26 protein-coding genes are annotated in these 26,149 nt (G+C 73.6%); 10 read left to right on the top strand and 16 right to left on the bottom strand.

What is annotated here, in order from left to right:
- Nucleotides 1-19: 19 nt before the first annotated feature.
- Nucleotides 20-907 (bottom strand): LLM class flavin-dependent oxidoreductase, encoded by an 888-nt coding sequence (locus tag I4I78_RS10650; RefSeq protein WP_218611106.1) that lies wholly within the window; start codon nt 905-907, stop codon nt 20-22.
- A 149-nt stretch (nt 908-1,056) separates the two neighbouring features.
- On the opposite strand from I4I78_RS10650, the gene I4I78_RS10655 reads away from it, so the two are divergent.
- The gene (locus I4I78_RS10655; RefSeq protein WP_374225861.1) at nt 1,057-1,644 is read left to right on the top strand and encodes a TetR/AcrR family transcriptional regulator; all 588 of its coding nucleotides are present in this window, start codon (nt 1,057-1,059) and stop codon (nt 1,642-1,644) included.
- A 94-nt stretch (nt 1,645-1,738) separates the two neighbouring features.
- On the top strand, nt 1,739-2,794 hold the full coding sequence (locus I4I78_RS10660; RefSeq protein ID WP_218611108.1) for a thermonuclease family protein: 1,056 nt from the start codon (nt 1,739-1,741) through the stop codon (nt 2,792-2,794).
- 114 nt (nt 2,795-2,908) lie between these two features.
- Here the strand turns inward: I4I78_RS10660 and I4I78_RS10665 are convergent, their stop codons facing one another.
- Nucleotides 2,909-3,349 (bottom strand): Lrp/AsnC family transcriptional regulator, encoded by a 441-nt coding sequence (locus tag I4I78_RS10665; protein ID WP_308252018.1) that lies wholly within the window; start codon nt 3,347-3,349, stop codon nt 2,909-2,911.
- Between the two features lie 109 nt (nt 3,350-3,458).
- Between I4I78_RS10665 and I4I78_RS10670 the strand changes: the two genes are divergently transcribed.
- The 3 genes from I4I78_RS10670 to I4I78_RS10680 all read left to right on the top strand — a co-directional run bounded on the left by I4I78_RS10670 (nt 3,459) and on the right by I4I78_RS10680 (nt 9,842).
- The gene (locus I4I78_RS10670) at nt 3,459-6,938 is read left to right on the top strand and encodes an indolepyruvate ferredoxin oxidoreductase family protein (RefSeq protein ID WP_218611110.1); all 3,480 of its coding nucleotides are present in this window, start codon (nt 3,459-3,461) and stop codon (nt 6,936-6,938) included.
- Nucleotides 6,939-7,073: 135 nt separating this feature from the next.
- Nucleotides 7,074-8,231 carry an MFS transporter gene (locus tag I4I78_RS10675; RefSeq protein ID WP_218611111.1) on the top strand — a complete coding sequence of 386 codons (1,158 nt, stop codon included), beginning with the start codon at nt 7,074-7,076 and terminating at the stop codon, nt 8,229-8,231.
- Between the two features lie 381 nt (nt 8,232-8,612).
- Nucleotides 8,613-9,842, top strand: a complete 1,230-nt coding sequence (locus tag I4I78_RS10680; RefSeq protein ID WP_308252020.1) for an acyl-CoA dehydrogenase family protein — start codon at nt 8,613-8,615, stop codon at nt 9,840-9,842.
- Nucleotides 9,843-9,852: 10 nt separating this feature from the next.
- Here the strand turns inward: I4I78_RS10680 and I4I78_RS10685 are convergent, their stop codons facing one another.
- On the bottom strand, nt 9,853-10,758 hold the full coding sequence (locus I4I78_RS10685) for a TetR family transcriptional regulator (RefSeq protein ID WP_218611113.1): 906 nt from the start codon (nt 10,756-10,758) through the stop codon (nt 9,853-9,855).
- A 158-nt stretch (nt 10,759-10,916) separates the two neighbouring features.
- On the opposite strand from I4I78_RS10685, the gene I4I78_RS10690 reads away from it, so the two are divergent.
- The 4 genes from I4I78_RS10690 to I4I78_RS10705 all read left to right on the top strand — a co-directional run bounded on the left by I4I78_RS10690 (nt 10,917) and on the right by I4I78_RS10705 (nt 17,398).
- Nucleotides 10,917-11,882 carry a cyclase family protein gene (locus tag I4I78_RS10690; protein ID WP_218611114.1) on the top strand — a complete coding sequence of 322 codons (966 nt, stop codon included), beginning with the start codon at nt 10,917-10,919 and terminating at the stop codon, nt 11,880-11,882.
- A gap of 72 nt (nt 11,883-11,954) precedes the next feature.
- A complete protein-coding gene (locus tag I4I78_RS10695; RefSeq protein WP_218611115.1) occupies nt 11,955-13,631 on the top strand; it encodes an AMP-binding protein in 1,677 nt (558 codons plus the stop codon).
- Between the two features lie 8 nt (nt 13,632-13,639).
- Nucleotides 13,640-14,683, top strand: coding sequence for a phosphotransferase family protein (locus tag I4I78_RS10700; RefSeq protein ID WP_218611116.1), 1,044 nt, complete (start codon nt 13,640-13,642; stop codon nt 14,681-14,683).
- An 84-nt stretch (nt 14,684-14,767) separates the two neighbouring features.
- Nucleotides 14,768-17,398, top strand: coding sequence for an HAD-IC family P-type ATPase (locus I4I78_RS10705; protein ID WP_218611117.1), 2,631 nt, complete (start codon nt 14,768-14,770; stop codon nt 17,396-17,398).
- A 12-nt stretch (nt 17,399-17,410) separates the two neighbouring features.
- On the opposite strand, the gene I4I78_RS10710 is transcribed toward I4I78_RS10705, so the two are convergent.
- Both I4I78_RS10710 and I4I78_RS10715 read right to left on the bottom strand, forming a co-directional pair.
- On the bottom strand, nt 17,411-18,580 hold the full coding sequence (locus I4I78_RS10710) for an FAD-dependent monooxygenase (protein ID WP_218611118.1): 1,170 nt from the start codon (nt 18,578-18,580) through the stop codon (nt 17,411-17,413).
- A 28-nt stretch (nt 18,581-18,608) separates the two neighbouring features.
- A complete protein-coding gene (locus I4I78_RS10715; protein ID WP_218611119.1) occupies nt 18,609-19,535 on the bottom strand; it encodes an alpha/beta hydrolase in 927 nt (308 codons plus the stop codon).
- Nucleotides 19,536-19,685: 150 nt separating this feature from the next.
- On the opposite strand from I4I78_RS10715, the gene I4I78_RS10720 reads away from it, so the two are divergent.
- A complete protein-coding gene (locus tag I4I78_RS10720; RefSeq protein ID WP_218611120.1) occupies nt 19,686-19,976 on the top strand; it encodes a hypothetical protein in 291 nt (96 codons plus the stop codon).
- Nucleotides 19,977-20,003: 27 nt separating this feature from the next.
- On the opposite strand, the gene I4I78_RS33765 is transcribed toward I4I78_RS10720, so the two are convergent.
- The 11 genes from I4I78_RS33765 to I4I78_RS10775 form a co-directional block, all read right to left on the bottom strand.
- Nucleotides 20,004-20,885: a CPBP family intramembrane glutamic endopeptidase gene (locus tag I4I78_RS33765; RefSeq protein ID WP_218611121.1), complete on the bottom strand. Its 882-nt coding sequence runs from the start codon at nt 20,883-20,885 to the stop codon at nt 20,004-20,006.
- A 255-nt stretch (nt 20,886-21,140) separates the two neighbouring features.
- Nucleotides 21,141-21,518 carry a hypothetical protein gene (locus I4I78_RS10730; RefSeq protein ID WP_218611122.1) on the bottom strand — a complete coding sequence of 126 codons (378 nt, stop codon included), beginning with the start codon at nt 21,516-21,518 and terminating at the stop codon, nt 21,141-21,143.
- 80 nt (nt 21,519-21,598) lie between these two features.
- Complete coding sequence (locus I4I78_RS10735) at nt 21,599-22,021, bottom strand: nuclear transport factor 2 family protein (protein WP_218611123.1); 423 nt, start codon at nt 22,019-22,021, stop codon at nt 21,599-21,601.
- A 48-nt stretch (nt 22,022-22,069) separates the two neighbouring features.
- A complete protein-coding gene (locus tag I4I78_RS10740) occupies nt 22,070-22,675 on the bottom strand; it encodes an Asp23/Gls24 family envelope stress response protein (RefSeq protein ID WP_218611124.1) in 606 nt (201 codons plus the stop codon).
- A complete protein-coding gene (locus I4I78_RS10745; RefSeq protein ID WP_218611125.1) occupies nt 22,672-23,229 on the bottom strand; it encodes an RNA polymerase sigma factor in 558 nt (185 codons plus the stop codon). The genes I4I78_RS10740 and I4I78_RS10745 overlap by 4 nt, the downstream gene beginning before the upstream one ends.
- Before the next feature lie 293 nt (nt 23,230-23,522).
- Nucleotides 23,523-24,113, bottom strand: coding sequence for an alkaline shock response membrane anchor protein AmaP (locus I4I78_RS10750; protein ID WP_218611126.1), 591 nt, complete (start codon nt 24,111-24,113; stop codon nt 23,523-23,525).
- Nucleotides 24,113-24,640, bottom strand: a complete 528-nt coding sequence (locus I4I78_RS10755) for a DUF6286 domain-containing protein (protein WP_218611127.1) — start codon at nt 24,638-24,640, stop codon at nt 24,113-24,115. The genes I4I78_RS10750 and I4I78_RS10755 overlap by 1 nt, the downstream gene beginning before the upstream one ends.
- Nucleotides 24,637-25,101 (bottom strand): Asp23/Gls24 family envelope stress response protein, encoded by a 465-nt coding sequence (locus I4I78_RS10760; protein WP_218611128.1) that lies wholly within the window; start codon nt 25,099-25,101, stop codon nt 24,637-24,639. The genes I4I78_RS10755 and I4I78_RS10760 overlap by 4 nt, the downstream gene beginning before the upstream one ends.
- Complete coding sequence (locus tag I4I78_RS10765; protein ID WP_218611129.1) at nt 25,098-25,295, bottom strand: hypothetical protein; 198 nt, start codon at nt 25,293-25,295, stop codon at nt 25,098-25,100. Before I4I78_RS10765 ends, I4I78_RS10760 begins: the two co-directional genes overlap by 4 nt.
- A gap of 114 nt (nt 25,296-25,409) precedes the next feature.
- Nucleotides 25,410-25,733: a hypothetical protein gene (locus I4I78_RS10770; RefSeq protein ID WP_308252021.1), complete on the bottom strand. Its 324-nt coding sequence runs from the start codon at nt 25,731-25,733 to the stop codon at nt 25,410-25,412.
- Nucleotides 25,730-26,143, bottom strand: a complete 414-nt coding sequence (locus I4I78_RS10775) for an Asp23/Gls24 family envelope stress response protein (RefSeq protein WP_226379483.1) — start codon at nt 26,141-26,143, stop codon at nt 25,730-25,732. The genes I4I78_RS10770 and I4I78_RS10775 overlap by 4 nt, the downstream gene beginning before the upstream one ends.
- Between the last annotated feature and the right edge of the window lie 6 nt (nt 26,144-26,149).

Here is a 26,149-nt window from a genome sequence, read left to right on the forward strand (position 1 = left end):
GAGCATGATCGAACAGCACTCACGTCCCGTTGACCATGCTCGGGCGGATGAGCTCGTCGGCGACCCACGTCGCCACGCCGGCGGGGTACGGGGCGGGCAGGCCCAGCACGACGTGCCCGAAACCGGCGTCGAGGGCCTCGGCGATCCGGGCCCGGGTGTCGCCGGGACGGTCGTGGTCGACCGAGAGGTAGATCGATCGCGTGATCGTCGCGGGGTCGCGGCCGATCTCGGAACAGAACCGGTCCAGCAGCGCGCTGCGGGCCACCGCGTCGGCGATGTCGCCGCCGGGGATGTTCCACACGTCGGCGTGCTCGGCGACCACGCGCAGCGTCGAGGCGGCGCGCCCACCGATCACGATCGGCGGGTGCGGACGCTGGACCGGTTTCGGGTTCCCGAACGCGCCGACGAGCCGGTGGTAGGTGCCGTCGAGGTCGAACGGCTCGGTCTCGGTCCAGAGCCTGCGGATGATCGTGCACGCCTCGGCGAGGCTGCCCACGGCGTGCGCGGAGTCGTGGAACGGCAGGCCGTGCGCCTCGTACTCGCGCCGCGCGAAGGACACGCTCGGCCGCGATCCCGCGCCGATACCGAAGTCGAGCCGCCCGCCGGAGACGACGTCGACCGTCGTGGCGATCTTGGCCAGCATCGCGGGCGGCCGGAACCGGTTGCTCGTCACGAGCAGCCCGAGCCGGAGCCGTTCGGTCTGCGCGGCCAGGGCCGACAGCAGCGTCCAGCCCTCGAAGATCGGCCCGCCCGGGTCGCCGCCGATCGGCATGAGGTGGTCGAACAGCCAGGCGTGCCCGATCTCGTCGATCGAGTCGGCCTCGCGCCATACCTGCAGGAGCCCGTCGTAGGTGACCTGCTGTGGAGCGGTCGCGATCCCGAACGACGCTCGGCCGGTGTCGGACATGGGCTGGTGGTCCTTCCGCGGGGGACTCCGGACGGTCGGCCCGATGTCGCCCGTCCTCCGCACTGGCATGATGGCCGAAACGGAACCTCGCTCCGCCGAACATACGGAACTTTGTTCCGCTTATCAAGGAAGGACCCACGGTGTCCGACGTGGACGGTTCCCCGCGACCGCGCAGGCGGGCCGACGCCCGGCGCAACGAGCAGACCCTGCTCGACGCGGCCGCGGCCGTGTTCGTCACCTCCGGGGTGGACGCGCCGGTGCGCGACATCGCCGCCGAGGCAGGCGTCGGGATGGGGACGGTCTACCGCCACTTCCCCACCCGGGCCGACCTGGTCATCGCCGTCTACCGGCACCAGGTACAGGCCTGCGCCGACGCCGGTCCGGCCCTGCTGGCCAGCAGCGCGACGCCGTACCCCGCGCTGACGGCGTGGATCGACCTGTTCGTCGACTTCCTGGTCACCAAGCACGGCCTCGCCGCGGCGATGCAGTCCGACGCCGCGGGCTTCGACGCGCTGCACGCCCACTTCCTCGACCGGCTCGTCCCGGTGTGCGCCGGGCTGCTCGACGCCGCGGCCGGAGCCGGCGAGATCCGCTCCGACGTGGCGGCACTGGAGCTGATGCGCGGCGTCGGCAACCTGTGCATCGGCAGCGGGGACGGCTCGGGCTACGACGCCCGACGCCTGGTCGGGCTCCTCGTCGCGGGACTACGCCGGCCGGGCACGACGGACCGGGCGTAACGGCGGTCTCCGGAGCGCCGATGGGCTGTCCGGAAGGCGTCACCCTGACGCAGACCCGCTCCCATCGTCCGCTCTCCGTCCCCGGGGGACCCCTGTGCACGCACTCGCCAGAGCCGTCGTCGCCCTGCTCACCGTCGGTGTCGCGGCCGGCGGGCTCACCGCCTGCGGCTCGTCGGACGAGCCCACCCGGGCCGTCGTCACCGCTCACGTCGACGGGGACACGTTCGACGTCGACCTCGACGGAGAGACCACCCGGATCCGGCTGCTCAACATCGACACGCCGGAGACGAAGAACCCGAACCAGCCGGTGCAATGCCTCGGCCCGGAGGCGTCTGCGTTCGTCGCCGGACTCATCCCCGTCGGCACCGAGGTACGGCTGGAGTACGACGCCGAACGTGAGGACCCCGACGGTCGCACCCTGGCCGCCGCGTTCACCCCGGACGGACGCATGGTCAACGCCGAGATCGCCCGTGCCGGACTGGCGCAGGTCCTCACCGTCGCCGGCAACGAGCGCTTCCGCCCCGTCGTCGACGTGGCCTGGCAGGAAGCCGTCGACGCCCGTCGCGGACTGCACTCCCCCGACGTCGCCTGCACCTATCCGGGCCAGGCCCGGGCGGTCACCGAGACGGTCGCGGCCGCGCCGACCGAAGCGGCCCAACCGGCGCAGGCCGCCGCGACCGAGCTCAGCGCCGCCGCAGACCGGGCCGGAGTCGCACGCTCGGTCGCCCTCACCCTGCTCAACAAGCTCGCGAACAGCCGCGCCGACCTCGTCTGGCTCGCCCTGAGCCCCTCCGAGCAGACCCGGATCGACACCGACGTCCGGGCCGCGGAGGCCACCGCGGCGCGCGAGGAGTCCGCCCTGCGCACCGCCTCCGGCAACACGTCGGCCCGCGAAGCCGCCGAGCGCGCAGATGCCGCCCGTGCCGAGGCCGAGCAGGCCGAGGCCGACCGGCTCGCCCAGGAGGAGGCGGCCCGCGCTGCCGAGGCCGACGCGAGCCGGTCGGCTTCCGAGGACGCCGCCGGGGCCCCCGACGCACCCGCCCCGAGCGAGGACACCGCGACCCGCCCGCGCTCCGGACAGAGCGGCCACCCCTGCCTGCCCGGCGAACGTGACGGCGACGGTGACGGCTTCTGCGGCGAGGGTCGCTGACCTACCGCTTCCCGAGCGGCGCAGCAGGACGACCTTGGCCGTGAACCCGCCGAGATGCGGCTGACGGTCCACCGCGACGTCACGCGACGACGGTGAGGCGCATCTGGCGCGCGGTTACCCCTCCCGTGTCCACGAGCCGAGCACCATCAGGGTCTTGGTGCCGGTGACGGTCCCGGCGCGGCGCAGCGTGTCGATCACCGACTGCAGGTGCGCGAGGTCCCGGACCCGGACGTGCATGAGCGCGTCCGGGTCACCGGCGATCGTGTAGACGGCCTGGACCTCGGGCACCGTGCTGGCCGTGTCCACGATGTCGGTCACCCCGGTGCGGCCGGTGTAGCGCAGCTCGGTGAACGCCTCGACGCCCCAGCCGAGCTTGGCGTGGTCGACCTGCACGGTGAACCCGGTGATCACCCCGGCCTCCCGCATCCGGTCCACCCGCCGCTTCACCGCGGCCACCGACAGCCCGACGACGCCGGCCATCTCGGAGTAGGTCCGGCGCCCGTTTTCGTGCAGCAGGGCGAGCAGACGGTGGTCGGTCTCGTCGACGTCGGTCACGCACACTTCTCCTCGCTATCGCGGCCCGGACGTACATATCTTGCGTCCTCGGAGCCAGTTCCGCGTAGTCGCTTGTGACCGGAACAGGTGACGGCCTTTCATCGTCGTCGTGACCGCCACCACCACGGCGCAGGCCGCCTCCACCGACGACAAGTACGCCGCCGAGTCCGGCCGGGTCCTGATCTCCGGGATCCAGGCGCTGGTGCGGCTCACCCTCGAGCAGCGCAGGCTCGACGCCGCGCGCGGGCTGGACACCGGGGTGTTCGTCTCCGGCTACCAGGGTTCGCCGCTGGGCGGTGTGGACATGGAGATGGGCCGGGCGGCCCGGTTCCTCGACCCGGCCGGCGTGGTGTTCTCCCCCGGGGTCAACGAGGAGCTCGCCGCCACCGCGGTCGCCGGCACCCAGACCCTCGACCGGGTGCCCGGCCGTCGCCACGACGGGGTCACCGGGTTCTGGTACGGCAAGAATCCCGGCCTGGACCGGGCCGCGGACGCGATCCGGCACGGCAACCTCTCCGGCACCGCGCCGCTCGGCGGGGCGGTGGCCTGGATCGGCGACGACCCGGCCAGCAAGTCCTCCACCGTGCCCAGCTCGTGCGAGCCGATGGCGCAGAGCCTGGCCATGCCGCTGCTCGCCCCGGGCACCGTCGAGGAGATCGTCCCGCTGGGCCTGCACGCGGTCGCGCTCTCCCGCGCGACCGGGCTCTGGACCGGCCTGAAGATCATCGCGGACATCGCGGACGCGTCCGCCACGATCGAGGTCGGCGCGCTGCACCGCGGGATCCCGCACCCGCCGTCGACGCCACGCCCGACGCCTCCGGCGCTGGTCGGACCGGCCACGGTGGACGCCGAGCACGACATGCTCACCCGCCGCCTCGACCTGGCCCGCGCCTACGCCCGCGAGACCGGCCTTAACCGGATCGCGTTCTCCGCCCGGGACGCCCGCCTCGGCGTGCTCGCCTCCGGGACCGGCTACGCCGTCGTGCTGCGCGCGCTGTCCGACCTCGGCCTCGACGAGGGCCCCATGGAGTCCCTCGGCCTGCGCCTGGTCAAGGTCGACATGCCGTTCCCGTTCGACGGCGAGGCGCTCGCGGAGATGACCGGGGACCTGGACGAGGTGCTGGTCGTCGAGGACAAGGTGGGGTTCCTGGAGGGCCACCTCAAGTCCGCGCTCTACCGCCGCGCCGACGCGCCGAACGTCGTCGGGCGCCGCGACGACACCGGACGCCCGCTGCTCACCGCCCGCGGTCAGCTCGGCGCCGAGGACGTGGCCCGCGCGCTCGCCGCCCGGATCACCGCCGTCGTCGGCGACCGGCTCCCGGACACCGCACGCGCGCACCTGGACGCGATCGCACCCGTCCGGCCGTCGCGGATCGCGCTGCCGGTCGCCACCGGCGGCCCGCGCACCCCGTACTTCTGCTCCGGCTGCCCGCACAACACCTCGACCCGCACGTCCGACGACACGCTCGTCGGCGTCGGGATCGGCTGCCACGCGATGGTCGCCCTGGACGGGCAGGGGCGCGGCAACCAGGTCGGCATCACCCAGATGGGCGGCGAGGGCGCCCAGTGGATCGGCCTGGCGCCGTTCACCGACGACCGCACGCTCGTGCAGAACCTCGGCGACGGCACGTTCCACCACTCCGGCTCGCTGGCCGTGCGCGCAGCCGTCGCGGCCGGGGTCACGATCACCTACAAGCTGCTCTACAACGACGCCGTCGCCATGACCGGCGGTCAGCAGGCCGTCGGGCGCCTGTCCGTCCCCGAGATCACCCGGCTGCTCGCGACCGAGGGCGTCACGCGGATCGTGGTTACCACCGCCGAACCGTCCACCTACCGCGGCGTCGCGCTCGACCCGATCGCCACGGTGCGCCACCGCGACGACTTCGCCGCCGTCGAGGCCGAGCTGACCGCGCTCGACGGGGTCACCGTCCTGATCCACGACGACCGCTGCGCGGCCGAGGAGCGACGCCTGCGCAAGCGCGGGCAGCTGCCGACACCGGCCGAGAAGGTCGTGATCAACGAGCGGGTGTGCGAGGGGTGCGGGGACTGCGGGGAGAAGTCGACCTGCCTGTCCGTGCAGCCGGTCGAGACCGAGTTCGGCCGCAAGACCCGGATCCACCAGGCCTCGTGCAACTCCGACCTGTCGTGTCTCAAGGGCGACTGCCCGTCGTTCCTGCTGGTCGAGCCGGGTACCCGCGGTCCCCGCGCGGTCCCGGAGCTGCCGGTGCGCCTGGTCGAGCCGGTCCCGCGGCTGACCGGGGACACGACACTGCTGCGGATGCCGGGGATCGGGGGCACCGGCGTCGTCACGATCTCGCAGGTGCTGCAGATGGCCGCGCACCTCGACGGCTCGTTCGCCGCCGGGCTGGAGCAGACCGGGCTGGCGCAGAAGGGCGGCCCGGTCGTGTCCGACGTGCGGATCGCCAAGACCTCGTTCACCGGATCGCTGCGGGCCTCGCGCGCCACCGCCGACGTGCTCGTCGGCTTCGACCTGCTCGGTGCCGCGGACGCGGCGAACCTGGCCACCGCGCGGCCCGGGCACACCGTGGCCGTGGTCAACACCGCGCTGGTCCCGACCGCGGCGATGGTCACCGGACGCGTCGTGCTCCCCGGTTCGACCGACGACTCGCTCGAGCGGATCGCGGCCGCCACCGGCCCCGAGAACCTGCACCTGGACGCCCAGCACCTGGCCGAGGCACTGTTCGGCGACCACATGCCGGCCAACATGATCCTCGTCGGCGCCGCCTACCAGCACGGCGTCGTGCCGGTCGCGGCCGAGGCGATCGAGGAGGCGATCCGGATCAACGGCGCCGCGGTCGACAAGACCCTCGCCGCGTTCCGCTGGGGCCGCGCCGCGGTGATCGACCGCGACGCCGTACTGGCCGCCGCCGCGCCGCCCGCGCGGGCGACCGTCGAGGTCGGGGCGCACGCCGCGGATCTCGCCGGTTCCCACCCCGCCGACCTCGCCGCCGTGCTCGCCACCCGGATCGCCGACCTGGAGGGTTTCCAGGACGCGGCGCTGGCCGGGCGCTACGCCGAGGAGGTCGCCCGGGTCACCGCGCTGGCGACCGCCCGCACCGACGCCGCGACCGGTGCGTCGATCGGTACCGCCTACGCGACCGGCCTGCACAAGCTCCTGGCCTACAAGGACGAGTACGAGGTCGCCCGGCTGCACCTGGACCCGGTCGAGAAGGCCCGCCGCGACGACGAGTACGGCCCGGACGCGTCGGTGTCGGTGCTGCTGCACCCGCCGGTGCTGCGCGCGCTCGGGATGAACCGCAAGATCCGCCTGCGCGGCCGGACCGCCGACGTCGCGTTCCGCGCGCTGCGCGCCGGTCGCGGGCTGCGCGGCACGCCGCTCGACGTGTTCGGCTACGCGACGGTGCGACGGGTCGAGCGGGAGCTGGTCGGTGAGTACCAGTCCCTGGTGCGGGACGCCCTGACCCACCTCGACGCCGACACCGCCACGCTGGTCACCGAGATCGCAGGCCTGCCGGACATGGTCCGCGGCTATGAGGACATCAAGCTGGCGAACGTCGAGAAGTTCCGCACCCGCGCCCGCGAGCTGCGCGCCCAGCTCACCCGCTGAGGGCCCATCCATGGTCAACGGGACGTCACGGCTGTCGGTACATGATCGAAAAACCCTGGTGTCCCGTTGACCATGACGGGGCCAGCGGCGCGGTGAGCAGGGCGGCGGGATGAGCGCCGCCTAGGGTCGCCAGTCGTGGGGGACGCACGACGGGCGCGGGCAGGCGTGTCGGTCGTGTTCGCGGTCTGCGGGGCCGGGTTCGCGACCTGGGCGGCGCGCGTCCCGGCCGCGCAGGAGCGGTTGGACCTGTCGCCCGGGCAGCTGGCGGTGGGCCTGTTCGGGCTGGCAGCGGGATCGGTGCTGGCGCTGCTCGTGGCCGGTCCGCTGGTCACGACGATCGGGAGCCGCGCAGGCTCGCTGCTCGGCGCGCTGGTGCTCTGCGCGGGCCTTCCGGCGGTCGCGTTCGCACCGGGCCTGCCGCTGTTCGTCGGGGCGCTGGCCGTACTGGGTGTCGGCAACAGCCTGCTCGACGTGTCGATGAACTCCCACGCCGCGCGGGTCGAGGCCTCCTACGGACGCCCGATCTTCGCGAGCTTCCACGCGTTCTGGAACGTCGGAGGCCTGGCCGGGTCGGCGGTGGCCGCGGCGGCGGCCGCGGGCGGTGTCCCGATCACGGTCCACTTCTCCGCCGCGGCTGCTGTCCTCGCCCTCGTCGCGGCCGCCGTGGTCCTGGCCGCGTTCCTGACCGGCCCGGACCCCGGTCAGGGCGACGCCGCGTTCGCACTGCCCGGACGCGCGTTGGTCCCGCTCGGGGTGATCGCGTTCTGCGGGTTCGTCGCCGAGGGCACGGTGAACGACTGGAGCGCGCTGCTGCTGACCACGACGACCGGCGCGGCGCAGTCGGTGGCCTCGCTCGGCTACTTCGCGTTCTCCCTCTCCATGATCGCGGTGCGGCTCGTCGCCGACCGCGCGGCCGCCCGGTTCGGGCCGGTCGCGGTCACGCGCGTCTCGGCGGCCCTGACCGTGTGCGGGTTCGCGGCGGCCACCACGACCGGCAGCGCCGGCGTCGGGGTCGTCGCGTTCGCGGTGGTGGGGCTCGGCGTGTCGGCGATCGTCCCGCTGGCCTGGAGCAGCGCCGCACGGAAGGAGCCGGCCTCGCCGGGACGGGCGATCGCGGCCGTCGCCACGTGCGGCTACCTGGGCTTCCTCGTCGGGCCGGTGCTCGTCGGTGGCTTGGCCGAGGCGATCGGCCTCGCGCCCGCCGTGCTCGTCGCGGGCCTGCTCGCGCTGGTGGTGGTATTGCTCGCCCCGTCGTTGCGGGTCACGCCGGCGACGGTGCCCCGGGGAGGGTGACCGGCGATCCGCGCGGTGCCGGTGGAGCGACGTGTCCGGACCGCCGGACCCGGGCTCTCACCAGGCAGGACGGGGTGGCCAGATCCCGCACCGGGACCTTCTGCTGCGGCCCGGGACGGGTTACCGTCGTCGGGTGATCAGCTCAGCCCTGTTGACCACGCGGGGCCACATCGACCTCGCGCGCGTGGCGTCCGCGCTGTGTCGTCCCTGACCTGATCCCTGTGGCCCGCGCCGGTCCCGGACCGGCGACCGGGCACCGCTCCGGCAGCGTCCGGCGCCCCTCTCCCAGTTTCCCGACCAGCGCGGTGCCCGCCCGGCGACCCGCGAGCCGCGGCCGGTGACCGGTCCGCCGCGCCCATGCACGTTCGAAAGGACACCCCTGTGACCGCAACGGTCCGCACGACCTCCACGAACGGCGCCGCACCCGGTGCCGGCACCTCGGACGAGAAGCTCGACGAGGTGTTCGCACCGGTCTTCGCCCGGATCGCCGAGGGCGCGGTGCAGCGCGAGCAGAACCGCTCGCTGGCCCACGACGAGGTCGACGAGCTGCGCAAGGCACGCTTCGGCTCGCTGCGGGTGCCGGTCGAGCTCGGCGGGTACGGCGCCTCGGTGCGCCAGCTGTTCCGTCTGCTCGTCGACCTGGCCGCGGCCGAGTCGAACCTGCCGCAGGCGCTGCGCGTGCACTGGTGGTTCGTCGAGGAGCAGCTCCTCGCCGAGCCCGGTCCCGAGCGGGAGCGCTGGCTGGCCGCGGCCGCCGACGGTGTGCTCGTCGGCAACGCCATCTCCGAGCCGGGGGTCGGCGCGATCGACCGGTACCGGACGGCCGTGACCGGCGACGACGAGCACCTGCGGCTCGACGGCACCAAGTACTACAGCACCGGCAGCCTCTACGCCGACCACATCATCGTCGCCGCCGACCGCGACGGCGAGCGGGTCCACGTGCTCGTCGACGGCGACGCCGAGGGCGTGACCCAGCACGACGACTGGGACGGATTCGGCCAGCGCCTCACCGCCAGCGGCACCACCGAGTTCAGCGGGGTGTCCGTGCCCGCCGACCGGGTCCTCGGCCCCGGGTACGGGACGCCGGGGCGCACCTACGGCACGTCCTACCTGCAGCTGGTGCAGCTCGCCGTGCTCGCCGGCATCGCCCAGCGCGCGACCGACGACGTGTCCGCGTGGGTGCGTGAGCGCACCCGGACGTTCACCCACGCCCAGGCCGACCTGCCGCGGCACGACCCGCTCGTGCAGCAGGTGATCGGCCGGCTGTCGTCGACGGCCTACGCGGCGCGCACGCTCGTGCTCGACATGGCCGACAAGCTGCAGGGGGTGCTCGACGCCGGCGGGGGCGACGACGCGTCGCTGGACCGGGTCGAGTTCGACGTCGCCCGCGCCCAGGCCGTGGTGATCCCGTCGGTCCTCGACGCCACGACGCAGCTGTTCGAGGTGGGTGGCGCGTCGATCACCTCGGAGAAGCTGCGCCTGGACCGGCACTGGCGCAACGCCCGCACCATCTCGGTGCACAACCCGCTGATCTACAAGCTGCAGGTCGTCGGGGACCACGTGCTCAACGAGGCCGACCTGCCCTACGCCTGGAGCGCCGGCAAGCGCTGAACCGCGAGGATCACCCGGGGCCGCGCCGGCCCATCAGCTCCAGGGCGAAGCCGACGTACTGCTCGGCCACCTGCTCCGGGCTGAGCGGGCCGTCGCGGCGCCACCAGGTCGGCAGCGCCGTGCACATCGTGACCACCGCACGCGCCGCCTCGTGCGGGCGGTCCGACCGGAACCGGCCCTCCCGCACGGCGTGGGTGACCTCCCGGTCGACCATGCGCTGCTGGACCGTCCGCAGCTCGGCGATCTTCTCCCGGTTCCCCGCCTCGAAGCTGCGCATCTCGGTCGCGCCGACGAAGCCGAGCTCCTTGCGGTGGGTGTGGAAGAGCGCGAGATTCTCCACGAGCAGGCCGAACCGCTCGACCGGGTCGTGGCCCTGCGCCCGGGCCGACTCCGCCCGCACGAGCAGGTCGGTCATCGTGAGGTCGAGGATCCGCACGAGCATGGCCTGCTTGCTCGGGTAGTAGTGGTAGATCCCGGACACGGACAGGCCGGCGCGCGCGGCGATGCCCCGCACGGTCGCACCGTGGTAGCCGGTGTCGAGGAACTCCTCGAGCGCGGCCGTCAGCACGGGGTCGAAGTCCAGCGGCCCGTACTCGCGCCAGTCCGGGCGGGCCCGGGCCGCCCCCCGGCCCGGCTCCCCGCGTGGGCCCGGGGTGGACACCACGGCGGGCACCCCGGCCGGGTCGGCCCCCACGGCCACGTCGAGGATCTGCGGCACCGTCAGGTCGAGGGCCTCGGCGATCCGGCTCAGCCGGCTCACGCTCAGGCCGGTGTTGCCGTTCTCGATCTGGCTCAGCGTCGCCGGGCTGACGTGCAGGGTCGCCGCGAGCCCGCGCAGGCTCGTCCCCCTGGCCTGCCGGGCCGCCCGGATCCGCGGGCCCAGGTCCCCGTCCGCCGAGTGGCCGCCGCCGGTCATCTCGCCGCCTCCCGTCGTTCAGTCTGGCTAAACATCCCGCGCCCACGGCGTCCCGCACAAGCCATTGACGGTCATTTATGTGTCCCGCATCATGTCTTAAACACGACCCGAGCGAGCGATCGCACGCGTGCGCACATGTTCGACACGAGGAGACAATGATGTCCGAGACCCCCACGATGGCTGAGCTGCTGGGTGCCGACACTCCCTCGAACTGGGGCAAGTGGGGCCCGGACGACGAGGTCGGTTCGCTGAACTACCTCGACGCGGCGCAGGTGCTGCGCGGCGCGCAGCACATCCGCTCGGGCGAGGTGTTCCCGTTGCAGGCCGCGATGGGCCACCCGCACGGCGACCCGGTCTTCCCCGGCCGGGAGAGCATCAACCGCACCGTGGTCTGGGACGAGTCGTCCTGGGACGAGGGCAAGGAGGGCGCGCCGGCGTTCCCCGGCGGGCTGCACTACGCCGACGACAAGGCCGAGATCTTCCTGCAGGGTTCCACGCAGTACGACGCGCTGGGCCACGTCTGGTACGACGGACAGATCTGGAACGGGTACGACGCCCGTTCCACCGTCGACGACCTGTCCAAGGCCTCGGTCCAGCCGATCGCCGAGCGCGGGGTCGTCGGACGCGGCGTGCTGATCGACATGGCGCGCCACCGCGGGAAGCAGTGGCTGGACAAGGGCGAGACGTTCGACCACAACGACCTCGAGGCCGCCGCGCAGGCCCAGGGTGTCGAGCTCGGGCAGCGCGACATCCTGCTGATCCGCACCGGGTTCCTGACCTACTTCTACGAGACCCCCTCCGAGGAGTTCTACGCGAACTTCGTCGAGCCGGGCCTGACCTACTCGCGTGAGCTCGTGCAGTGGTTCCAGGACAAGGAGATCCCGAACCTGATCACGGACACGATCGCGAACGAGGTCACCGCGAACCCGGAGACCGGGGTCCTGCTGCCGCTGCACTGCGCCCTGATGCGCAACCTCGGTGTCGTGCTCACCGAGATCTGCATCCTGGACAAGCTCGCCGACGCCTGTGCCGCGGACAACCGCTGGGACTTCCTCTACACCGCCGCCCCGCTCAACGTCGTCGGCGGCTCGGGGGCGCCGGTCAACCCGGTCGTGATCCGGTGACGGCCGACGACGCACTCTTTCCCGCGGAGGAGAAATGAGCACCGACGACGCACTTCTTCCCGTGGAGGAGAAATGAGCACTGCTGGCACCGGGGTCTACGGGCAGCGTCCGTGGCTGGCGCGCTACCGCGAGGACTACCCCACCGACATCACGCCCGAGTACCCGTCGATGCTGGCGCTGTTCGAGGCCTCCCTCGCCCGCGCCCCGCAGACCGAGATCGTCAAGTACTTCGACGGCTCGATCACCCTCGCCCGGCTCGACGAGCTCTCGGACGCCTTCGCCGTCGCGCTCACCGAGCGCGGCTTCGCGGAGGGTGAACGGCTCGCGACCTACCTGCAGAACATCCCGCAGGCCCTGATCGCGGTCATCGGGACGTGGAAGGCCGGCGGCATCGTCGTCTCGATCAACCCGATGAGCCGGGAGCGGGAGCTGACCACGCTGCTCACCGACTGCGGCGCGACCGCGATCCTGGCCCAGGACGACCTCTGGGAGATCGCGAAGTCGGTCGTACCCGACACCGCGGTCCGGATCGCGTGGACGACGTCGCCGCTGGAGTACCAGACCCGGCACGACGAGCGCCTGTTCAAGGGCGTGCAGGCGACGACGCCGGAGGGGACCGAGGACCTGGCGACCGTCCTGGAGGCGGCCGCCGGGAAGAAGCCGGAGCCGGTCGAGCTGGGCCCGGACGACGTCGCGTTCCTCGGCTACACCTCCGGCACCACCGGACCGCCGAAGGGCGCCATGAACACCCACCGCAACGTGGTGTTCAACGCCCAGACCTACCGGGACTGGATCAAGCTCGACGAGAGCGACACCGTCCTCGGCGTCGCCCCGCTGTTCCACATCACCGGCGTCGTCGGGCACATCGCGATCGCGCTGCTGCTCCCGGCCCCGCTGGTGCTGGCCTACCGGTTCGACCCGGGCGTCATGCTCGACGCGATCCGCGAGCACCGTCCGACGTTCTCGATCGGCTCGATCACCGTGTTCATCGCGCTGATGAACATCGACGGGGTGCAGCGTGAGGACCTCGGCTCGTTCCGCCGGATCTACTCCGGCGGCGCACCGATCCCGCCGAGCACGGTGAAGGCGTTCCAGGACCAGTTCGGTATCTACATCCACAACTTCTACGGCCTGACCGAGACGAACTCGCCCTCGCACGGGGTGCCCTTCGAGGGCGACGCCCCGGTCGACGAGGCCTCGGGCGCGCTCTCGGTGGGCGTGCCGATCTTCTCCACCACGGTGTCGATCGTGCGCGACGACGGCAGCCCCGCCGACGTCGGCGAGGTGGGCGAGATCGTCACCCGCGGTCCGCAGGTGGTGCCCGGCTACTGGAACAAGCCGGAGGAGACCGAGAACGCCCTGCGCGCGCCGGACGGGTCGGTCGCCCTGTCCACCGGCGACGTCGGCTACATGGACGACCAGGGCTGGTTCTACGTCGTCGACCGCAAGAAGGACCAGATCAACGCCGGTGGTTACAAGGTGTGGCCGCGCGAGGTGGAGGACGTGCTCTACGAGCACCCCGCCGTCCGCGAGGCCGCCGTCGTCGGCGTGCCGGACGAGTACCGCGGCGAGACCGTCAAGGCGTTCGTCTCGGTGCGCCCGGGCCAGAGCGTCGAGCCCGGCGAGCTGATCGCGTTCTGCAAGGAGCGGATGTCGGCCTACAAGTACCCCCGCGAGGTCGAGCTGCTCGACGAGATCCCGAAGACGGTCACCGGCAAGCTGCTGCGCCGCGAGCTGCGCGGCCGGTGAGCGCGTTCGTGACCGCACCCGAAGGCCTGGACCTACCGAAGCTGCAGGCGTTCCTCTCCGACGAGGTCCCTGGCATCGGTGAGCTGCGCGCCGAGCTGATCGCGGGAGGGCGGTCGAACCTGACCTACCGGCTCACAGCGCGGAGCGGAGCGGGAGCGCGCGGCGGCACCGACGGGACGGTGGACTGGGTGCTGCGGCGTCCTCCGCTCGGAGGGCTCACGCCGTCCGCGCACGACATGGAGAGGGAGTACCGCGTCGTCGACGCGTTGCAGGGGACGAACGTCCCGGTGGCGCCGACCGTCGTGCACACCGAGGACACCTCGGTCATCGGCGCGCCGTTCGCGGTGGTCGGGCACGTGGCCGGGCAGGTCCTGCGCAGCCGCGCCGACCTGGACGCGCACTCCGACGACGACGTGCACCGCTGCGCGAACGCGCTGGTGGACACGCTCGTCGAGCTGCACGCCGTCGACCCGGCGGCGGTCGGGCTGGAGACGTTCGGACGGCCGTCGGGGTACCTGGAACGGCAGGTGCGGCGCTGGTACGACCAGTGGTCGCGGGTCGCGACCCGCGAGCTGCCCGACATCGACCGGCTCCACGAGCGCCTCGCCGCGACGTGCCCGGCCGACAGCGGCTCGGCGATCGTGCACGGCGACTTCCGGGTCGACAACGCCATCCTCGACGCCGGTGACGTCGGGGTGGTCCGCGCCGTCGTCGACTGGGAGATGGCCACGCTCGGCGACCCGCTGGCCGATCTAGCCCTGCACGTCGTCTACTCCGACCCGGCGTTCGACCCGGTCCTCGGCGGCGGCGCGGCATCCACCAGCCCGCGGATGCCCTCGCGCGAGCACCTGGTCGAGCGGTACGCCCGCGGCTCGGGGCGGGACGTCGGGAACCTGTCGTTCGCGCTGGGCCTGGGGTACTTCAAGATCGCCGTGATCGCCGAGGGCATCCACGCGCGCTACGTCGCCGGGCACACCGTCGGCTCCGGGTTCGAGACGGTCGGCGAGGCCGTCCCGGCCCTGGTCTCGGGGGGTCTGGCCGCGCTGCGATAGCGGTCCGCGCTTCAGGTACGGCACAGGTGTCTCTGCGATCATCACCGGCGACCGCGGCCCCGCCGAAACCTGGAGCGCACTCCTATGCCCGAGCCCACGGGCCTGACCGAGAACGAGGCGCGGGAGCTGGCCCGGCAGGGACGGGCGAACACCCCGGTCTCCGGATCGACTCGCACCACCGCCCGCATCCTGCGCACGACGGTGTTCTCGTTCTACAACAACGTGCTCTTCGCCATCGGTATCGCACTGCTGGCCCTGGGCCGCTACAGCGACGCCCTGGTCAGCGTCGGCCTCGGCCTGATCAACGCGATGCTCTCGGCGTTCCAGGAGCTCCGCGCGCGCCGCACGCTGAACCGGCTGCAGCTGCTGGCCACCGAGCCGGTGACCGTCGTGCGCGACGGCGCCGACCGCTCGGTCCTACCCGCCGAGGTCGTACTCGGGGACCTGCTGCGGGTGCGCACCGGCGACCAGATCGTCGTCGACGGGCCGGTCGTCGCCCTGACCGGCGCCGCCGGGCGTCCCGGTCTCGAGGTCGACGAGTCGCTGCTGACCGGCGAGTCCGACCCGGTCCGCAAGGGTGAGGGCGACCTGCTGCTCTCGGGCAGCTCGTGCTCCTCCGGCGAGGGGCTGCAGCGCGCCGAGGCCGTCGGGGCGGACAGCAACGCCGGGCGGCTGACCCTGGCCGCCCGCGCCGACACCACGGGGCTCACCCCGCTGCAGTGGCGGATCGAGCTCGTGGTCCGCCTGGTGATCACGCTCGTCGTGCTGATGAGCGGGGCGATCCTCGCCCAGGCCCTGCTCGACGGGTCCACCGTGCTGCGCGTCGTGCAGACCTCGGCGGTGCTCTCCGGGCTGGTCCCCTACGGGCTGTTCTTCCTGATCGCCGTCGCCTACAGCGTGGGGGCCGCCCGGATCGCCGGGCGCGGCGCGCTGGTCCAGCAGGTCAACGCCGTGGAGGCCCTGAGCCGCGTGGACGTCGTCTGCACCGACAAGACCGGCACGCTGACCAGCGGACGGCTGGCCCTCGACGAGCTCGTGCCCGCTCCCGGTGTGGACCGCGAGAGCGCCCGACGGCTGCTGGGCACGTTCGCCCGCTCGGTGTCGGCGCCGAACGCCACCACCTCCGCGCTCGCCGCCGACGACTCCCTGCCCGACGACTCCCTGCCCGACGACACCCTGTCCGGCGACACCCTGTCCGGCGACGCGGCCCGGACCGTCGACGAGGTCGAGTTCCGGTCCTCGCTGCGCTGGAGCGGGGTCACCCTCGCCGGCCCGGACGGGGGCCGGGACACGCTCGTGCTGGGCGCGCCCGCCACGCTGCGTTCCGCACTGGGCGACGACACCGCCGTGCTCGACGACCTGCTGCGCCGCGCCCGGGAGCTGGCCGGGCAGGGGCTGAGGGTCCTGCTGCTCGCCACCACCCCTCCCGGCGACGAGGGGTCCCTGCGCGACGCGGACGACCGGCCGCGGCTGCCGTCCCTGCGGGCGGTGGCGTTGGTGGCGATGGCCGACGAGCTGCGCGACGGCGTGGTCGAGGTCCTCGCCGGGCTGGCCGCGGAGGGCGTCGCGGTCAAGGTCGTCTCCGGCGACGACCCGGACACCGTCGCCGCGCTGGCCCGCCGGGCCGGACTGCACGGGCCCGCGATCGCCGGGCCCGACCTGGCCGCGCTCGCGCCGGGCGAGGACACCGACGCCTTCGACGAAGCGGTCGACGGCCACGCCGTGTTCGGGCGCATCGCGCCCGAACAGAAGGAGCAGCTCGTGGACTCCCTGCGCCGTCGCGGGCACCAGGTGGCCATGGTCGGCGACGGGGTGAACGACGCCCGCGCGCTCAAGAGGGCCCACGTCGGCGTCGCGATGCGCTCGGGCAGCTCGGTCACCCGCGACGTCGCCGACATGGTGCTGCTCGACGACTCGTTCGCCACGCTGCCCCTGGCCCGGACCGAGGGACGGCGGATCATCTCCGGCGTCGGGTCGTCGATGTACCTGTTCCTCGCGCGGGTCACCACCCAGATGCTGGTCATCCTGACCGTCACGCTGCTCGGGCTCGGCTTCCCCTACACCCCGACCCAGGTCGGCCTGACCCTGTTCACGGTCGGGCTGCCCACGTTGTTCCTGACCATGTGGGCCAAGCCGGCGGTGCCGCAGGAGGACCTGCTGGTCTCGCTGGCGCGGTTCGTGATCCCGGTCGGGATCATCACCGCCGGGTTCGGGACGGCGGTGTACGCGATCCTGTACCGGTTCGTCTCCGACGCCCTGACCACGAGCGGCGCCGCGGGGCCGCCGGGCGGGCTGTTCGAGAGCTACACCGGGCTGTCCTCGTCGGACCCGGAGTTCGTGACCGCCTCGGCGACGCTCGGTGCGCAGTCCGGGCTCTCGGTGTTCATCTCGCTGACCGCGCTCGTACTGATCGTGCTGCTCGAACCGCCGGCCCGGGTCTTCGCGTCCTGGAACCCGGTCACCACCGACCGGCGGCCCACCCTGCTGGCCGTCGGCCTGGCCGCGGCGTTCGCGGTCGTCCTGCTGATCCCGGCCACCCGCTCCTACTTCGGGCTCACCGCCCCGGACCCGCCGGTGGTCTACGTGGCGGTCCCGGCCGTGCTGGTGTGGTTCGTCGTGATCAGCGTCGTGCTGCGGTTCCGGGTGCTCGAACGCATGCTCGGCCTGCTCGGCGGCGCCGAGGAGCAGTCCGCCGCACCGGCGTCCCGACGCTGACGGGCCTCGGGGTCAGCGGGCCGGCGCCGGGCCGTCCTGCCCGTGCGAGTGCACCCAGGCGAAGCGGTCCAGGTAGTGCGCCAGCCCGGCGTCGCGGGCCCGCGCCTCGGCCCCGGCGGCGAGGTGCAGCAGCGTCCCGGTGTCCCACGCGCTGCGGGCGACCGCGCGGGTCCGCGCGCGCCGGCGGCGCGGGTACTGCGCCAGCGCCGTGTCCGGGTCGACGGTGGCCAGCAGCCCGGCGAGCACCGCTGCGTCCTCGATGGACTGGTTCGCGCCCTGACCGTGGTGCGGCAACATCGCGTGGCAGGCGTCGCCGATCAGCGTCACCCGCCCGCGCGTCCAGCGGTTCAGCGGCGGCTGGGTCAGCAGCGGCCAGCGCGGGCTCTGCGGGGCCGCGGCCAGCATCTCGGTCACCGCGGGGTGCCAGCCGGCGAACCCCTCGAGCAGCTCCCCCTCCGCCGTCGCGCGCGGGCCTCCGTCCCACTCCCGCGGCCCGCACAGCACCGCGAAGAAGTTGACGGTGTCGTCGTCCTCGCCCAGCGCGTAGTGCAGCAGGTGCGCGTCGGGGCCCATCCAGAACTGGATCGCCATCGGGTCGGGCAGGCTCGGCAGCGCGCTCACCGGCACCAGTCCCCGGAACGCGCTGGTTCCGGAGTAGACCGGCCCCGACCCCGGGCCCGCGACGTGGTCGCGGACGACCGAGTGCACCCCGTCCGCCCCGATCACGACGTCCGCGGCCACCGTGGTGCCGTCGGCGAGGGTGATCTCGGCGCCGGCACCGTCCCCGGTCACCGACGTCACCCCGGATCCCAGGTGCAGGTGCTCGTCGCCGAACGCGGCGGCCAGGCCCTGCTGCAGGTCCACCCGGTGGATGCCCCAGTACGGCGCGCCGAAGCGGGCCCGGTAGGAGTCGCCTCCCGGGTGCGCCGCGGCCCGTTCCCCGGTCACTCCGTCGCGGTAGATCAGTTCGGTGGGCCGGGTGGAGACCGCGTCCAGCCCCTCGCCGACCCCGAGCCGGTACAGCTCCCGGGTCCCGTTGGCCGAGAGCGCGACGGCCGCACCCACCTCGCGCAGCTCGTCGGCGCGCTCGTAGATCTCGACCGGCACGCCGGCCCGGCGCAGGGCGATACCCAGGGTCAGGCCGCCGATACCGCCGCCGACGACCACAACCTGTGCGGACATGGTGGACCTTTCCGGTCGAGGGGCGGGGTCAGCCGAACAGCGCCCCGCGCAGTGCGCGCACCTGGTCCAGCCGGAAGCCGAGCGTGACGTCGGCCCGGGGGAACACGCCGTCGAACCCGTGGAAGGCGCCCGGTACGACGCGGAGCTCGCACGCCACCCCGGCGGCCTCGAGCCGGCGCGCGTACTCGACGTCCTCGCCGTGGAACAGGTCGAGCGACCCGACGCCGATCCACGCCGGGGGCAGCCCGGTGAGGTCCTCGCGGCGGGCCGGCGCCGCGTACGGCGACACCTCCGCGCTCCCGGGCTCCGCTCCCAGGTAGGACGTCCAGCCGTACCGGTTGCTCTTCGCCGTCCACAGCCGGACGGTGAGCGAGCGCAGGTCGGTCCGGGTCACCGTGCGGTCGTCGAGCATCGGGTAGACCAGCAGCTGGAACGCGGGACGGACCTCGCCCCGGTCGTGGGCGAGCAGCGTCAGAGCGGCGGCCAGCCCGCCCCCGGCGCTGGCACCGCCGACCGCGACCCGTCCGGGGTCGATGCCCAGCTCACCGGCCTGCGCGACGAGCCCGCGCAGGCCCGCGTAGACGTCCTCGACCGCCGCGGGCGCCGGGTCCGTGGGCGCGAGGCGGTACCGCACGGCCGCCACCGCGATCCCGAGCTCGCGGACGAGCTCGATGTTCGCCCGGTCGTCCTGGTCCGGGGACCCGAGGACCAGACCACCGCCGTGGACCCAGAGCAGGGCCGGCACCGCACCCGTCGCGGTGGCGGGGCGGAACAGGCGCAGCGAGACCGGCGGGCCGTCCGGCGGGCCGGGGACGACGATCTCCTGCCCGGTCACGCCCGGGCCCGGGTCGATCGGCTTGGGCCCGCCGCGCCGCGCCAGCGCGCTCAGGCGGGGGCCGACGCTGATCGGCGGGAGGAAGCGGGCGAGGGCGAGCTCGGGATGGAAGGCGGCCACGCGACCATGGCTACCAGACCCGGGCCGGTCGCAGGCATCGGACGAGCGACGATCACCGGAGGCGTCGGACGGCTCCGCGAACGGTGGCGTCGCCGTCCGGATCGGCGGAAGGCGGTGTGCCGACCGGTGCCGGTGACTAGGGTTCGCGACATGACGAGTGTCAAGGCCGACTCCCGGCTCGCCGAGTTCCTGCGGAGGGTGCTGGCGGGCGACAACGACGTCGCGCCGGCGGATGCGATCTTCGGGCCGGACACGACGAACGAGGTGCAGCAGTCGGTGGCCCGGCAGTTCGCGTCCACGCTGCGCGACACGGGCCACATCGAGCCGGCCGACGGGCCGGAGGGCGACCTGCAGCGGGTGCGGGTGACGCAACAGGGGCGGGAGTGGCTCGAGGTGTACGACCAGAGGTCGCCGACACTGCATCCGCGGTTCTCGTCGTAGAGCCGTCCCCGTCGTACGGCCGGTCCGTCAGCACCGGACCCGTGGTCGTCGCTCGCGCGTCCACACCAGCCCCACCATGCCGATGTTGACGGCGGCGAGGATCAACAGGGACGCGTCACCGGTGTCGGTGGAGCGGTCGAGGCCGAAGGCGCCGCCACCCGCCATCAGGGTGTTGACCGTCGTCGTCACCACGTTGTTGGCAACGTGGAACGCGACCGGAGCCTCCAGCCCGCGGCTGATGATCGCCATCAGCCCGGTGCTGAGGGCGACCACGACGTAGTAGCCGAACAGCCACGGGTCGGTCGAGCCGTGGACGACGGCGAAACCCAGGCTGGAGACCACGAGCCCGACGGCCAGGGCCGGGTGGACCGCACGCACCCAGGACGCGGCGGCGGGCAGCACGGCGCCGCGGAACATCAGCTCCTCGCCTGCGGCCTGGAGCGGGGTGCTGAGGACGATGACCACCAGCATGGCGATCGTCGTCCCGGTGACACCGAAGGTGGTCCAGCCCGGGGCCTCCGGCGCGACCAGCGCCACGACACCGAGTCCGGCACCCACCAGCACCGCCGCGGCCACCAGGTACCGAGCGAGGCGGCGGGCGTCGAACGCCCGTGGTGAGCTGATCAGGCTGCGCCACGGCACCTTCGTCATCCGGACCAGGGCCACGATCGTCAGCACGCCGGTCGCGCCGATACTCAGGTTGACGGCCAGGAGCTTCAACGGCGTGATGGTGGCCGCCATCGGGTCGTCGCTGCCCTCGATCACGCCCACGAGCTGGTAGGACAGCACCTGCAGGCCGACCAGCACCAGCGGCGGCACGCCGATCAGCACGAGTGGCTTCCACCAGCTCATCCGCAGGTGCGCGCCGAACGGTCGGGAGCCGTCCACGACGGCGGTCCGCGCGGTCACCGGACGGACGCAAGGGAGCGGGACATGGCGCCGACGCTAGGAACGCCGTCCGGCACCGCGCATCGGACGAACGGCCGCGTCCGCCCGACCGAAGTCGGACTGCCGTGCGCCGTCCGGACGAGCGGCACGGCGGTGGAGCGGGCGCCCGGGAGAGGCAGGGGCGGCCGCAGCGGCTGTGTCTCCAACCGCTGCGGCCTTGACCCACCGGAGCTCCCGGGTGCTCGGCAGGCCCGCTGGGGGCGGGTGTCGCGCTGGTCAGGGAACGAGCGCGGCGGTGATCTTCGTCGTCGTGTCGGGGTCGGCCTGGAACCGGGTGAGGACCTGGCGGAGCTTGAGCCGCCCGGGGTCGCCCGGCGGGTACGGGCGGCCGTTGCTCACGATCTCGGCCCAGCGTTCCGAGTCATCGACGTCGTTGGCGTCGAGAGCAGCGGCGAGATCGTCCGCCGACGAGGTGCCGATCGAGGTCTGGGCGGCCGGGTTCGGGGCGTCGGTCGACACCGGAGGTGGCTTCGGCACACCGGGCTGGTTGCTGCCGCTGACCGACTCACCGGCGCAGCCGGACAGGGCCGCCAGCGCCAGGATCGCCGTCGCCGATCCCACGGTCCGGCGGCGTGTGCGGGAAACAGGGGCCATGATGACGATGTCCTCCTCACCGGGAAGGCCGGGTCGCCCGGACACTCGTCCCGGGACGTCGGCCGACATGTCGGGGTGGGTCAGGCCCGCGCCGCGGGGGCGGCGACGAGCGCGGCGGTGTCGTAGTAGGTGCGCAGTCGCGCGATCACACCGCCGCCGGAGTCCGACCGGCCCGGGTCGTCGGCGAAGTCCAGGATCGTCACGCCGCTGTAGGCCGTCGCCCGGCCCCCGGGCAGGACGACGTCGCTGTCCCACTCCAGCGCGACCTGCCCGACCGCCTCGACCGCGTTGCGGAAGGTGGTCGACACCCGGTCGAACTGGTCGCGGTAGGCCTGCCAGAAGGCGGCGACCTCCTGCTCCCCGTGGGCGTCGAGGCGGGTCGCGGTGGCGTCGTCGCTGAACAACGCGACCAGACCGCTGGGGTCGCCGTCCTGCTCGAACGAACGCACGGCGGCCACGAAGCTGCGCGTGCGGGGGTCGGTGATGTGGTTGTCCTCCTCCATCTGCAGCGGGTACCCGCTACGGACCCGTTCACGCCGGCCGGCCCGGGTTCAGCCCAACACGTCGTCGATGATCACGGTGACCTCGACGGGTTCGATGTCGGTGAGCCGGCGCACGCGTTCGGTCACCGACCGCCGGACCTCGTCGCCGAGCTGGTGGAGCCGTTGTCCGTAGTCGGCGGCGAGGGTGATCTCGATGGCGGCGCTGGAGCCTGCGACGCCGGCCGCGACCTCGGAGTCGGTCGCGCGTCCGGTGAGGTTCTTGCTCAGCGCGACCCGGACGCCCGGGACCGCCTCGGCGGTGTGGCGGGCGGCGACGACCACGACCCGGGCGGCGACGCGGGTGACGCCGTCGACGGAGGTGAGGACGGCGTAGTCGGGCTCGGCGATCGCCCCGCGAATCCTGGCGAGGGCCTCGTCGATCGTGCCCTCGGGGGCGGTGACCTTCTCCGCGGCGAGCTCGCGCAGGGGGGTCCAGAGCCGCTCGTACTCGCCGAGCGCGGCCTGGCAGTGGACGCACCCGCGCTGGTGGGCATCGCGTTCGGCGGCGTGGCCCGCCGAGACCTGCTCGATCACGGCGTCGAGGGAGCGTCCGCATGCCAGCTCGGCGTCCCCGTCGTCGCGGGGGTCGTCGCGGGGGCCGTCGGTGGTGCTCATGTCCACTCCTGCATGGCCTCGGCGAGCCGGCGGCGGCCACGGTGCAGGCGTCCGCGCACGGTGGGCTCGGACAGGTTGAGGATCGTCGCCACCTCCTGGTAGCTGAGTTGCTCGATCTCGTGCAGGACGATCGGTGCCCGCAGGTCCGGCGGGAGCGCGGTCAGCGCGGCCATGGTGGCGCGGGCACGGGCGCGGGCCACGGCCTGGGCGTCGGCACCGGGAGACGTCGCCACGTCGGGGTCGAGTATGGGGTCGTCGTTCCGCCGGCGCTTGATGTGGTTGAGGCACCGGTTGACCACGATGCGGTAGAGCCAGGTGGTGAACGAGCTGTCGCCGACGAACCCGGCGAGCGCGGTCCAGAGCTGGAGCACGATGTCCTGGGCGACGTCGTCGGCGTCGTGGGTGTTGCCGGTCATGCGCAGCGCGATCCGGTAGATGCGGTCGCGGTGGCGGCGGATGAGGACCTCGTAGGCGTCGATGCCGCCGTCCGAGGTGGCCTTGCGGACCAGCCACTCGTCGGCTTCGCGGTCGAGCTCGTCGGGGCGCTCAGTCATCGCGGCCCGCCCTGGGTCCGAGCGGGTCCGGTGCGGCGGGCGTGCCCATTGGCGCGGGAGGTGGCGGGAACACGACGGACCTCCATTCCGCGCGGGGCGCGGAGCTTTCGCGGCCCGGTGGCCGCGTCGGTGCTGAACTCGCGGGTGGACGGACGACGCGCCGTCGGGAGGTTACTCGAAGCCGGGGCTCCCCTGGTTCGGCCTCGAGCAACCACCCGGCGGCGCTCACGGAACCGGGGCCCGGCCCGGCGCGGGGACGGCGCGCGAGGCAGATGCCGAGGTCGCCGACGATGTCACCGGGTCCGGCCGGGCGGGGTGGAGTCCAGGGCGAGGATCAGGCGCGCCTGGATCGACTCGGTGTCGAGGGCCTGGCGCAGCCGCGGGAGGGCGTGGTCGTGGATGCGGCGGCGCAGCTCGGTGGCCGAGGCCTCCTGGCTCGCGGTGACCTGCAACTGCAGGGTCGGGTTCTCCGGGTCGCCGGTGAGGTCGGCGCGCGCCTTGCTCACCCCGGCGTAGGCGGCGACGTCGTCGGCGACCGCGGCGGCGGCCTGGTCGGTGTCGATCCGGGTGGTGCCGGCGTCGCGGCCGCCGGCGCCGGGCAGGGTCCAGGTGCGGGCCTTGGGGCGACGCTGGGCCTGGGCGAGCAGCCAACGCAGGCACAGCAGCCCGACGACGACCGCGGCGGCGATCGCGACGTAGGCCGCCCACGTCGGCAGCGCGAGCTGCGCGGGCAGCAGCGGCGCGGACGGGTCCACGCCGGGCAGCAGGGCGCGCAGCAGGCCGAGGCCCAGAGCCGCGACGACGGCACCGGCCACGAGCAGGACCAGCCCGATCAGGGCGAGCAGGGTGCGGTTGAGTCGAGCGGGTCGGTTGTTGCCGGCCATCAGGGCTTCCTCACGGTTCTCGTCGTGACCAGCGGGCCGCTGCCCGGGGAGAGGTCCTCCAGGCGCCCGCGCAGGGCTTCGGTGACCGCGCCGCGTACGGCGTCGGTGTCGTCGAGGGTGGTCCGGACGGTCGCGGTGACGCGGCGCCGCCCGGAGGTGACCTGCGCGGAGTCGACGCCGTCGACGCGGCTCGCGGAGTGGGTCAGGGCGCGCTGCAGGCTGCGCCGGTCGATACCGGTGTCGATGCCGGTCCCGGCATCGGCGGTGGCCAGCACCACCGGGCTGCCGGGCAGCAGCCCGGCCAGCAGCAGCACCAGCCCGATCACCGCGGCCACCACCGCTCCGGCGACGACCGGGGTGGACGACGCGGTCAGCGAGGTTCCGGCCCGGGCCGACGCGGACAGCGGCAGCAGTGGGGTCTGGGCGAGCAGGATCTGCACGCACGACACTGCCACCAGCACGCAGGCGGCGAGCAGCACGACCGCGACGACGGCGGCGGGGGTGCTGCGACGGGGTCGGCGGATCATGTGAGGCCACGTCCCTTCGAGGCGGGTTCCGTGGCGAGCGCCGACACCGTGATGTCGACCCCGCGCACGGTCAGGTCGGTGAGCTCGCCGACGCGGGCGCTGACGTGGGCGCGGGCCCGGTCGGCGGTACGGGCGATCGGCGCGGGGTAGGTGACGGTGGCGCGCACGTCGAGGTCGACGACGCGTCCGTGCACGGTGGCCTCGACCCGCGGGCTCCGGTCCGGGTGCCCGGAACCGACCGGCACCCCGAGCATCCGGGGAGCGGCGCCGCCGAGCTCGTCGATCTCCCCGAGCGCGGTCGCGGCGATCTTCTCCACGACCTGGTCGGCGACCTCGAGGGTTCCGCGGGACTCGGCGCATGCCGTGGCGGTGGCGTCGTCGGCGCGGTGCCGACCCGCCTCCCCTGCGTGCCCCGGCGGCGGGGTACGCGGGATCACGACGGTCGCGGCGTCGGCGCTCATCGTCGGCCGGCCCCGTCACGGGCCCGCCCGGAGAGCTCCGAGAGGTCGAGGTCGCCGTCGAGGTAGCGGCCCACGGCCAGGCCGATCGCGCCGAACACCAGCACCACCAGGAACGTGCCGAAGTTCCCGAACGCGGCGGCGAACCCGAGGGCGAGGCCGGCGATCAGGCCGAGAAGAGCAAGGTTACGAGGCATGAGAAACACTCCACAGTGGATCAATACGGAAGGGGCCCGGGTCCGTGGAGGATCGGCCCGGGGGCGGCCCCCACGGGTCCGGGCGAGAGGTTCGGCGCCGTGTGCGGTGCCGGTCTAGAGGTAGTCCTCGACGGTGCCCTCGACCGTCAGGCCGGGCATGACCGCTCCGACCGCGGCACGGACCTCGCGGACGATCTCCGATACCGGGTGCGGGTAGCGCCCGGCCACGTGCACGGCGACCTTCCCGACCAGGGCCGGGTCGGTGGCGGTGTCGTCACCGGAGATCCGGATCCCGGTGACCCGGCGGCCGGGGAGGTAGGTGGCGACCTCGCCGAACGGGCCGCCGTGCAGGCGCGCCACCGACGGGCAGCCGGTGACCGCGGCGGCGAGCCGCTCGGCCAGGCTCGCGGTCCCGCCCGCCGGGTCCGGGGCGCTCACGCCACCCGCGGCGACCCGGACGCGGCGTGCCCGGTCCGGCCGTCGTCGGTGTCGTCGCCGGGCAGGTGCACGTCGTTGACCGCGATGTTGACCTCGACGACCTCGAGGCCGGTCATCCGCTCCAGCGAGCCGACCACGTTGCGACGGACCGCCTTGGCCAGGTCCGCGATCGCGACGCCGTACTCGACCACGACCTGGATGTCGACGGCGGCCTGCTTCTCCCCGACCTCCACCGACACGCCCTGCGAGGCGTTGGTCGAGGCACCCGGGATCCGCTCGCGGATCGCGCCGAACGTGCGCGCCGCGCCGCCGCCGAGGTCGTACACGCCGTGCACCTCGCGGGTCGCGAGGCCGGCGATCTTGGACACGACGGCCTCGGCGATGTGGGTGGCGCCGTGGCTGCTCTGCAGCGGCTC

The sequence above is a fragment of the Pseudonocardia sp. KRD291 genome (assembly GCF_019263595.1).
Lineage (GTDB): Bacteria > Actinomycetota > Actinomycetes > Mycobacteriales > Pseudonocardiaceae > Pseudonocardia.

What these genes read in the sequence shown, in the direction of transcription:
- I4I78_RS10730 (WP_218611122.1), bottom strand. Translation starts at nt 21,518, where the DNA reads ATGGCCCCTGTTTCCCGCACACGCCGCCGGACCGTGGGATCGGCGACG.
- I4I78_RS10760 (WP_218611128.1), bottom strand. Translation starts at nt 25,101, where the DNA reads ATGAGCGCCGACGCCGCGACCGTCGTGATCCCGCGTACCCCGCCGCCG.
- I4I78_RS10690 (WP_218611114.1), top strand. Translation starts at nt 10,917, where the DNA reads ATGTCCGAGACCCCCACGATGGCTGAGCTGCTGGGTGCCGACACTCCC.
- I4I78_RS10710 (WP_218611118.1), bottom strand. Translation starts at nt 18,580, where the DNA reads ATGTCCGCACAGGTTGTGGTCGTCGGCGGCGGTATCGGCGGCCTGACC.
- I4I78_RS10745 (WP_218611125.1), bottom strand. Translation starts at nt 23,229, where the DNA reads ATGACTGAGCGCCCCGACGAGCTCGACCGCGAAGCCGACGAGTGGCTG.
- I4I78_RS10740 (WP_218611124.1), bottom strand. Translation starts at nt 22,675, where the DNA reads ATGAGCACCACCGACGGCCCCCGCGACGACCCCCGCGACGACGGGGAC.
- I4I78_RS10720 (WP_218611120.1), top strand. Translation starts at nt 19,686, where the DNA reads ATGACGAGTGTCAAGGCCGACTCCCGGCTCGCCGAGTTCCTGCGGAGG.
- I4I78_RS10750 (WP_218611126.1), bottom strand. Translation starts at nt 24,113, where the DNA reads ATGGCCGGCAACAACCGACCCGCTCGACTCAACCGCACCCTGCTCGCC.
- I4I78_RS10695 (WP_218611115.1), top strand. Translation starts at nt 11,955, where the DNA reads ATGAGCACTGCTGGCACCGGGGTCTACGGGCAGCGTCCGTGGCTGGCG.
- I4I78_RS10705 (WP_218611117.1), top strand. Translation starts at nt 14,768, where the DNA reads ATGCCCGAGCCCACGGGCCTGACCGAGAACGAGGCGCGGGAGCTGGCC.
- I4I78_RS10685 (WP_218611113.1), bottom strand. Translation starts at nt 10,758, where the DNA reads ATGACCGGCGGCGGCCACTCGGCGGACGGGGACCTGGGCCCGCGGATC.
- I4I78_RS10650 (WP_218611106.1), bottom strand. Translation starts at nt 907, where the DNA reads ATGTCCGACACCGGCCGAGCGTCGTTCGGGATCGCGACCGCTCCACAG.
- I4I78_RS10755 (WP_218611127.1), bottom strand. Translation starts at nt 24,640, where the DNA reads ATGATCCGCCGACCCCGTCGCAGCACCCCCGCCGCCGTCGTCGCGGTC.
- I4I78_RS10735 (WP_218611123.1), bottom strand. Translation starts at nt 22,021, where the DNA reads ATGGAGGAGGACAACCACATCACCGACCCCCGCACGCGCAGCTTCGTG.
- I4I78_RS10765 (WP_218611129.1), bottom strand. Translation starts at nt 25,295, where the DNA reads ATGCCTCGTAACCTTGCTCTTCTCGGCCTGATCGCCGGCCTCGCCCTC.